The 8,299-nt window shown below is 60.3% G+C and carries 9 protein-coding genes and 2 pseudogenes; 2 read left to right on the top strand and 9 right to left on the bottom strand.

Annotated features, from left to right (window positions below):
• From T18_RS27285 to T18_RS23285, 7 genes are all read right to left on the bottom strand, one after another.
• The coding region (locus T18_RS27285) for an ABC transporter substrate-binding protein (RefSeq protein ID WP_210187543.1) at positions 1 to 295 on the bottom strand (295 nt) is incomplete at its 3' end.
• Between the two features lie 943 nt (positions 296 to 1,238).
• Entirely contained in the window at positions 1,239 to 1,835 is a 597-nt protein-coding gene (locus T18_RS27050; protein WP_038497152.1) for a hypothetical protein, read from the bottom strand.
• 117 nt (positions 1,836 to 1,952) lie between these two features.
• Positions 1,953 to 2,813, bottom strand: coding sequence for an alpha/beta hydrolase family protein (locus T18_RS23265; protein WP_038497155.1), 861 nt, complete (start codon positions 2,811 to 2,813; stop codon positions 1,953 to 1,955).
• A 34-nt stretch (positions 2,814 to 2,847) separates the two neighbouring features.
• Entirely contained in the window at positions 2,848 to 3,243 is a 396-nt protein-coding gene (locus tag T18_RS23270) for a periplasmic heavy metal sensor (RefSeq protein WP_038497158.1), read from the bottom strand.
• The gene (locus T18_RS23275) at positions 3,240 to 3,653 is read right to left on the bottom strand and encodes a hypothetical protein (protein WP_038497161.1); all 414 of its coding nucleotides are present in this window, start codon (positions 3,651 to 3,653) and stop codon (positions 3,240 to 3,242) included. The genes T18_RS23270 and T18_RS23275 overlap by 4 nt, the downstream gene beginning before the upstream one ends.
• A gap of 2 nt (positions 3,654 to 3,655) precedes the next feature.
• On the bottom strand, positions 3,656 to 4,255 hold the full coding sequence (locus T18_RS23280; RefSeq protein ID WP_046205675.1) for an RNA polymerase sigma factor: 600 nt from the start codon (positions 4,253 to 4,255) through the stop codon (positions 3,656 to 3,658).
• A 6-nt stretch (positions 4,256 to 4,261) separates the two neighbouring features.
• Positions 4,262 to 4,618: a hypothetical protein gene (locus tag T18_RS23285; protein ID WP_038497164.1), complete on the bottom strand. Its 357-nt coding sequence runs from the start codon at positions 4,616 to 4,618 to the stop codon at positions 4,262 to 4,264.
• A gap of 251 nt (positions 4,619 to 4,869) precedes the next feature.
• Here T18_RS23285 and T18_RS28300 point away from each other — a divergent pair.
• Positions 4,870 to 5,046: pseudogene (locus tag T18_RS28300) on the top strand (cysteine rich repeat-containing protein); the annotation flags it as partial.
• 144 nt (positions 5,047 to 5,190) lie between these two features.
• Entirely contained in the window at positions 5,191 to 5,898 is a 708-nt protein-coding gene (locus tag T18_RS23290; RefSeq protein ID WP_233285003.1) for an alpha/beta hydrolase, read from the top strand.
• 935 nt (positions 5,899 to 6,833) lie between these two features.
• Here T18_RS23290 and T18_RS23295 read toward each other — a convergent pair.
• Together T18_RS23295 and T18_RS27900 are read right to left on the bottom strand one after the other, a co-directional pair.
• Positions 6,834 to 7,547, bottom strand: a complete 714-nt coding sequence (locus T18_RS23295; RefSeq protein ID WP_038497167.1) for a sulfite exporter TauE/SafE family protein — start codon at positions 7,545 to 7,547, stop codon at positions 6,834 to 6,836.
• Between the two features lie 57 nt (positions 7,548 to 7,604).
• Positions 7,605 to 8,299 (bottom strand): annotated as a pseudogene (locus tag T18_RS27900) (tyramine oxidase); the annotation flags it as partial.

Raw genomic sequence — 8,299 nt, forward strand, 5'->3', positions numbered from 1 at the left:
CACGGGTCGGCTCGGAATAGCTCCCCGAAATCGCGAACGAGACTCCGTCCTGATTAATAAGCTTGTTGGCAATAGCAATTGATTGTTGCGGCTGAGCCTGGTCGTCGTAGCTGATGAGCTCGACTTTCTCTCCAGCGATACCGCCGGCTTTGTTGAGATCTTCGACAGCCAGTTCTGCGGCGATCTGCGCCGAAGCACCATCTGCAGCCGCAAAGCCCGTGGTGGGTGCATGAAATCCGATTCTGACGTCGGCGTGAACTGGCCAACTGCCAGCAATCAATGCTGCGCTGCTCATAAAAGCAACACTTAGGAACCGATGCATGGATGCCCCCTTCAATAAGATCGCAAAACAAAACTTCCGCCTAGTGGATGCTACTACCATCTAGCGAGAACCGAGTCAATAATTGACCACACTCTTGCTGTGCTTATTTTTTGGGCGAAGAATTGGGCCGTTCGTTACAGAAGGCCAATCTCAGGGGTACAGATAACGCAGCTGCCAACATGCTGACCGGCAAAAGCGGACAACAGGCTCTCTGGATTGGGTGGCAGCGACACGCTCAATGGCGGCACCGGCTTTTCTTGCCGCTGTCAGACAAACAATAGTGCCCACCTCTTGATCCAATAAAGAATTTACTAGACCTGCGTGAGCAGTCCCAGGATAGGCTTGGCGTCACAATGTTCGGGCAGCGCCCAAGAGTGCTGCTGTTCCCATGGTGGCGGTGCATGACTTTTTGCTCGTACTAACGAAATCATCTCAGCAGGTGAAAGTTTCTCTGGCGACGATCGATCCACCCTTACTTCCGCTATAGGACGTGTTGGCCGCTTCTGACGCGGGAAATACGACGAGCCTCGCAATGACAAACGCCGCGCGGAACCATCTTTGTTGGACGGGAGGCTTAATTTCGGCGTTCGCAAGAATGTAGCCTTCGTCCCTTGAGGAAACCTTTTGCAGCAGGAACCGCTTCATCAAGGCGGTGACTACTGCCAGCCAGGCGTTCAAGGCCTAGAAATGGGGTACGCTAGCCCTGGGCTTGACCAGCCGGCTGCCCGACTGCCTTGGGCCTGGGCGATGTGCGTCTGCACGGATCGCAAATAGGCCAGTTCGTCGTCTGGATCCCTGCCGGCCATCGCGTCCGAATTGGAGCCGCTGTGGTGGACGATCGCGGCACCGATCCGGCGAGTAAGTTCCACCTTGACGAGTTTGATCGTATAGAGCCGACGCTTGACTCCAAGCCTTTCTAAAGTCGCCCCGGGTTGTATCTTGTGGCCGTCAGCCGCTCAGACACAGCACAGGACTTGGAGTCGCGATACCCTGCGTCGCGCAATGCGGCCCTTATAGGCCCATCTCCATAGGGGACATTCTTTCCTTTTGGATAAATCGCCCAGACCGGAAGGTCCGGACATTTTGCCTGCGCCGCTTGAGCCGCCGCCAGATCATCGGGCCCGTCGATGCGGGCGACTATCATCGCGGCCTCTGTGATATCGTCCGTCAACACGCCTTCCAGGGCGTCGGCGAGCGCCCCATCGTCGCAAGGACCGATCAGAAATGCCTTTGTGTCCATTTTCAGCCCCAGTTTAACGCGCAGGCTCGGCGGCGGGGTGGCAATCGCGTTCCTCCATTTCTCTGCTCCGATGGCGCCCATATGCAGGGAAACAGTTTCGCCATTGCAGGAGAAGCAAAGCGCCGACCCATCTACGCGGACATTCACAAGCCGGTCGCGCGGGAACCGTCGGCGGATGTCGCCATGCAAGATCAGTTCTGTGCTTTCGAGCAGAGCGAGGACCTCACCTACCTCGCTGCCTATCTCCACTCGTGTGATTGCCTCGCGTCCCATGTCATCTTCTCCTATTGTGCGGCAGCGTTGGAATACGGTCACCAAAAACCAATTCGACAATTCGGCCAGATCGACAGCAATTCCAAAAAGACCGATGGCGCGGAATACTCGCTATTGTTATCGGTCTGACCCAGATGCAAGGCTGTCCTTCACCGCCCCGCAATTCCGATCGAGGAAGGCCAGTATATCGGCCTTCCAGATATCGACGCCACGATAAGGAAAGGCGTGACCATCACGTACGGAGTGACCGAACACGGGATATAGGCGGATCTCCGCCGGACGTCCGACCGCCTTGCGCGCCGCGAACAGTTCACGGCTGTGCGCAATCGTCACGTCGTTCTCGGCCTGAAAAAAGAGGATTGGTCGTGGCGCCTCTCGTGCGGCCGTCATCATGACGTCGCGCAAGGTTGGCGCCTCGTCCCAGCTTTCCGCGCCACCGGCGGCATCGACTGCGGCACAATAGGTGCCATGGCTGGCGCCAAGGACGGTTTCGATCCCGCCGAAGGAATTGCCCATGGCGGCGATGGCATTTGATCGAACGAAAGGCTGCTGCTTCAGCCAAGCCAGCGCCGCACGCTGATCGTTGAAGTGATCTGTCGTCAACAACCGGACCAGAGTTTCCGCCGCTGCCGCCTTGCCGCCGCGGGCACGCGCCGTCCCGATCTCGTCCATGATATAGGGGCCAGCATCGGCACTCAGGCCCTGGCCACGGCGGTACGGCGCGAAGAATGCCCAGCCGTGCTCTACGAAGATCGGCGCTATCGCATCGAACGCCTGGGTATTGAGATCACCGGACGCGCTTCCGTGATTGTAGAGCATGGTTGGAAAGGGGCCGGGGCCGGCGGGTTTGTAGAGGTAGCCATGTAGAACCTTGTCCCCACTCGGGAAAGCGACAACTTCGGCGGCTCTGCCAGGCCCAGGGCCGCACGAAGACAGCAAGACGCCGAACATCAGTAGCAGTATTTGCATGGTCCGCATGCCCAATGCTCCGCTGGTATCTAGCAATATTAGGTCAACCATCTTTTGCGGGAGATTCTGCGTTTCTGAGGACAGTCAGGAGGTAGGTCTGCAATATCAATTGAAGCGCCTCTGTCTTTGTTCTGACTTGGGCCATCGCCTCGCGCATTGCCGCCTCATTGAAAGGATGCTGCCTGGCAAGAGCCTCTTGGGCGTCACGCGCCATCCTCAGTTCAGCCAATGCCGCGCGCACAGTTGACCTATTCTCGCGCAAGACCCCGCGGAATGCACGCTGGACATCGGGGGAATAGCGCGATGCGAGAGCCATCGTAAGAGCGCTGGGGCCGGACTGCCATCGATGCGCGAGATAGCCGATCGTGAAGAAGTTGCCGGCAAGCGATATGGCCAACAGCGCGAAAACAGTGGTTCGTAACATGCCAGAGCGTGTCATAGGTTGCTCTCCAGACGATCGAATTCATCGCCAAACAGGAATGTTGTCGGCGCGCCAGCTGCAACCGCGAACAAGGACGCTTCGACGGAACGTCCCTCTACCTTGGCGAACTGGTATCCACCCATTATCGCCGCTCCCGTCAGGATGAGCACCGCAGCGGCGGCTAAGCGGGGCGACGCAAAGGAAGACCACAGCGATTTCGATCTCGGGTTCCGGTCAGCGCCGAGCCCGTCGAGCACCTTCCGGGCCAGAAGGCTGTCATCGACTTTATCGATGGCAGCTTCGCGGACCAGGCTGTCGACCGGATTCTCATCCAGGCGGTTCTCCGCCAGCCGGCGGTATGGCGCCGGCCAGGTCGATACGTCGTCGCCGAAACGGCGTTTCAGTTTCTTGAATTCCTCTTCACTCATTGTCATACTCTTGGGCCTCCGCCTGCTTTTTCCATATGCTCCCGCAACGCGCGCCGCGCGCGGACCAGAAGCTGCTCGACCGAGCCGCCGGTCGTTCCCATCACCTGTGCGATTTCCGCAACGTCGAGATCGGCGACCGCGCGCAGGAGCAGCGCCATGCGCTGGCGCTGCGGCAAGCCGAGGATGCCTTTGCGGGCCAAGGCCAGTTCCGACCGTCCGAAGATTGTCGCCTCGGCGTCGGGCTCGTCAAAGGCCGGGTCGGCGGGCATCGCATCCAGCCCGACGAAGCGCAGCAGCGCGTTTCGCCGTCCAACATCGATACAGCGGTTCGCGGCGATCCTGTACAGCCAGGTCGTCACCTGTGCCCTGTCTGGATCGAAATCGGTGGCCTTGCGCCATACGGTCCAGAATACCTCCTGAACGATATCCTCGGCATCCTCACGCGAGCCGCCCAGGTAACGCCGAGCAAAGGCCGTCAGGCCCTTGCCGTGGCGCTCGACGAGTTCTGCGAGCGCGTGCTGACGCCCCGCCGCGATCGCCAGCATCAGCGATCGATCGATGTCGGCGGCGGTTTTGTCGACTGATCGCTTATCGCTCTCCAAGGCTGGCTAGCGTACGGTACGGCGTAGCGTTAAAAGCCGACCGCCTTCAGGCCCGGTAACGCTGCGCGCCGTGCGGACGCGCCAGGGCCCGACCGCGGTTGCATGCTTGCCTGTCACAGTGGATCCGTTCGGTCCGGTTGCGGAGTAGCTGCGGGCGCAGCGATCGACGATGCCTGAGGCGCATTGGCCGCTCGATGTGTATGTCGCGCCATTGGCGCCCGTCCGGGTTGTGGTGCCGGAATATCGTCCGTCCTCGCCGCTGACGCTGCGGGTGATTTGCCCGCCATGGACCGTCGAGCGTGTCCATTCCTCGGCATTGCCAGGACCAGCCATCGCCAACAGTGGGGCTGTTGCTATCAGCATAACTGCAAGTCGTGATGCATATTTCATCTTGAATCGTCCTCGGTTTCATCAGGATAGCCGAACGAAGCATATCGTTACTAAACGCTGGCTATGCTGCTCATACGAACGAAGCGGCACGCTCCTACGCTGAACGCTGATTGATGTCGCTCCTTGGTTTTTCTTCGTCACCGCGTAGGAGGGCACCTTGCCACACGTACAAATCGGAAAGGTCATTGTCAGCGGAGTACGATATGCGAAATTTAATCCGAGCTATGGTTGTTCTTTCTGTTGGAGCCCTTTTCTGCTTTGCAGGTCCTGAAGCGCAATCCCAGGAATTGAGCAGGAGCGAACGCCGGGCACTGGTGCAGGCCTGCCGCGCGGACGTCGCGAGAGCGTGCCCTGGGGCCAGGCCCGGCGGAGGCGCCGTCGCCCAATGCCTTCGCCAGAACCTTACGCAGTTATCTGACGGCTGCCGGTCGGCCATCGCCGTTGCGGCGCAGGGTTCAGGGCAGACCGCGGGTGCGCAAGTCGCGATTCCCGCACAAACCAGGGTCTACCGGGATATCGCCTATGGCAATCATCCAAAGCAGCGGATGGATATCTATGTACCGGGCGGTGCCACAAACGCTCCCGTCATCTTCATGGTGCATGGTGGCGCATGGGCCATCGGTTCCAAATCGGCCTCCCGCGTTATTGACAACAAAGTTGCCTACTGGCTTCCGAAAGGCTTCATCTTCGTCTCGGTCGACAACCGCCTGCTGCCGGAAGCCGACCCGCTCGTGCAGGCGCAGGATGTCGCCAAGGCTCTTGCCTCAGCCCAGGAAAGGGTGCGGAGCCTCGGCGGCGATCCCCGCCGCTTCGTGCTGATGGGGCACTCGGCGGGCGCGCATCTGGTCACGTTGCTTTCCGCCGATCCCAATATGGCAACGCGGGTCGGTGCGAAGCTTTGGCGCGGTACAATAGGGTTGGATAGCGCGGCTTACGACGTGACGGAGATCATGAAGAGTTCGCATCCGCGGCTGTACGACAGGGCCTTCGGCAGCGATCCGGCTTTCTGGCGGCGCGCATCCCCGAGCGCCCAGCTCCTGCCCGCAGCGCGACCGATGCTGCTTGTGTGTTCGTCAACACGACGCACGTCCTGCGCTCAGGCAGAAGGCTTTGAAGCCAGGGCCAGAACGGTCGGAGTTCGCGCCACAGTGCTGCCGGTCGCCAAGAGCCATTCCGCCATTAACGAAGATCTCGGCAAACCAGGAAGCTACACTGTGGCGGTCGATCGGTTTGTCCAGGGGGTGGTCCAATAGGCTCAGCGCGACGGTTTTAGATGGATGGCTCAGCATGGGCTGCCTTCGGACGCACCCGTCGCGTGCCTGTCGGGCGCCCTTGCCACGACAATCAGAAACACCCGGCAACAGTCGGGGTTCACATTTGTGATTAACCGTTGATCAGCGGGAAACCAACACGGAGCCCTCTACCATCGTCGTGCGCACACAGAACTCCTGATCGTGCAATCGGAACACGATGATCTCCAGCATCGCGGCGTGCAGTGGGCCGCTCATCAAACGTCCTCCCACGTTTCCTTGACGGCGGCATTGCCAGAAAACGCCTTGGCCACCTTGCCGGCCAGTTTCCTGACGGGTGACTGCACCGGGCGCGATGGGCAGGGCTCGCGGCCATCACGGATGCGGTGTGACGAAGCGCGCCACCAAGCTGGAACTGCGAGATCCGTTCGCGCGGCCTTCCGCTCTCGTTGGCAAGCGTCGCGCCGGCTGCACTCCGCTCTTGCGCAAACGCTGCTCACTGCGCCTTTAAGCGCGCAGAACTGATTAGGCGATCGACATCGCGGATCTTATCGTGGCCAACGGTCAACGACCGCGCTGACAGGCCGGACATATGACAGCACCGTCCAACGGTGATAGGCGCTGAAAAATCTTGCTAACCGGGCCGTTCCACATATGCGTCAGAACAAATTCTGCACGCCGAAACAAAAACTTATGTGCTTGGTATTCGTGCAGTTCGTTCCGCCAACGTCGTCCTAGAGTTTCATTTGGCGTCGGGACATATGAGCCGCACCACGGACCATCTATCGTCGCCTCAGGTGGCTTGGATATGCTCGCCTCTGGGCTCCGCCGCATGGCCGCGCCGCATGCCAAAGCCAACGAAGTCGCCGCCCGTCCGTGGTGTGGCCGTTGTAAACGTAACCATGAAGCGCACGGAACGCGATGCCGCGATGCTTCAGTCAACTTCCCGTCAGGCAGAGTGTGGACAGTGACATCGCGGGTTCGGCAAGGCCTAAAAGTCCCATTCCCGAGAGCGCTAGACCGAGCGCCTTGCGTATTTTCGGCTGGGCTCGATACGAAGTGCTCCGGGACTTGAGGAAACTCACGCCCAAGGCGACGGACCCGACCGCGGGCACGGTGGCTAGGCCGAACCCGGCCATGAACATTGCTCCGCCCTGAGGCGACCCCGCGAGCATGCCCGTTAAAAGCGCATTGTACACCATGGCACAGGGCGCAAATCCCCAGCCCATCCCGGCAAGCAGCGGCGATGCCTGCCGCCAGGCTGGCGACATGGGGCGTGTCGAGGCGATGAAAAAACGCCGAAAGAGTCCATCGAGCTTGCCAAAGGCTGGTAGGACGCCTGCAATGGATAGGCCGCTGCAGACCACGGAGAGTGCTGCAAGAAGGCGAAGGACTGGTTGCGCCGGCGACAATTGCAGCATGAAATCCAGGGCACCGCCAATCGTCCCGACGAAGGCCCCGGCTAGCATGTAAGTCAACACGCGACCCAGTTGCAGGGCGGAAACTGCCCGGACCCGCGCAACGCCGCCGTTTTCTCCGGCAGTTGTGGCGAGAAGAAGGGAGGACGCGATGCCGCCGCAGAGGCCGGCGCAATGAAGGCTGCCGGCCAATCCCATCAGGAATCCGCTGGCAAGCAATGTCGCCAGGGTCATGGTCGCCGCCCCCGCGTCGGGGGAGGCGTCCGGTTCCTACCTGTAATAATCGCACCGTCAGGCATTGACCTCGGCCGGCATGCTGGCGCGATTGATCTCTGGCGCGAGATTGATCGCGGGATTGCCGTTGAAGAAGCCCGACGGCATCAGCTTGAAGCCGGTGGTTACGCAGGGCTGCACCGGAAAATCCTCGAGCCGCACCGGATGATGCAAGCCGAAGACATGCCACATGACGACTTCGGTGTTCTCCAGCGGGCGATCCGCCTTGATGAAATCTGAAAGTCCGCCACGACCGCTGGAATGGTTCATGAATTCGCCAGCAGGGTAGCGCTCCTGCGGGTCGTAGCGGGTGAACCAGACATGGTTCTCGACGAAGGAGGCCCGCTTGCCGGAAGGGGAACCGGGATGAACGAAGGGCGTGACGCAATGGGTGGCTTCGAGCTTGTAGCCGACCGGGCGGCCAACGCGGTTCAGGCTGTTCGGATTGACCACCTTCCAATAGCGATGCGAGGCCGGGTTTGCGCGCCGCGCCGCCTCGCTTTCCCGGGCAAGGATCGTCTCCTCCTCGAAAAAAGCATTGCCATAGGGATTTTTCGGACCCGGCGGCTCGCTATAGGTGTTGCATTCGACCACGCTATTTTCATCGCCGTCCACCGCCATTTCGACCCGGGCACACAGGATATGCTGGTGGATATGACCGAGCACGCCCGGTGCGACTTCGCGGCCGTATTTGGTGGGCTCGCCGGGAAGGC

The organism is Rhizobium sp. TBD182 (genome assembly GCF_001950375.1).
Taxonomy (GTDB): domain Bacteria; phylum Pseudomonadota; class Alphaproteobacteria; order Rhizobiales; family Rhizobiaceae; genus Agrobacterium; species Agrobacterium tumefaciens.

Excerpts from the sequence above, each read along its gene's own strand:
- T18_RS23295 (WP_038497167.1), bottom strand. The coding sequence starts at position 7,547 with ATGACCCTGGCGACATTGCTTGCCAGCGGATTCCTGATGGGATTGGCC.
- T18_RS27050 (WP_038497152.1), bottom strand. The coding sequence starts at position 1,835 with ATGGGACGCGAGGCAATCACACGAGTGGAGATAGGCAGCGAGGTAGGT.
- T18_RS23270 (WP_038497158.1), bottom strand. The coding sequence starts at position 3,243 with ATGACACGCTCTGGCATGTTACGAACCACTGTTTTCGCGCTGTTGGCC.
- T18_RS23285 (WP_038497164.1), bottom strand. The coding sequence starts at position 4,618 with ATGCTGATAGCAACAGCCCCACTGTTGGCGATGGCTGGTCCTGGCAAT.
- T18_RS23265 (WP_038497155.1), bottom strand. The coding sequence starts at position 2,813 with ATGCGGACCATGCAAATACTGCTACTGATGTTCGGCGTCTTGCTGTCT.
- T18_RS23290 (WP_233285003.1), top strand. The coding sequence starts at position 5,191 with ATGGATATCTATGTACCGGGCGGTGCCACAAACGCTCCCGTCATCTTC.
- T18_RS23275 (WP_038497161.1), bottom strand. The coding sequence starts at position 3,653 with ATGAGTGAAGAGGAATTCAAGAAACTGAAACGCCGTTTCGGCGACGAC.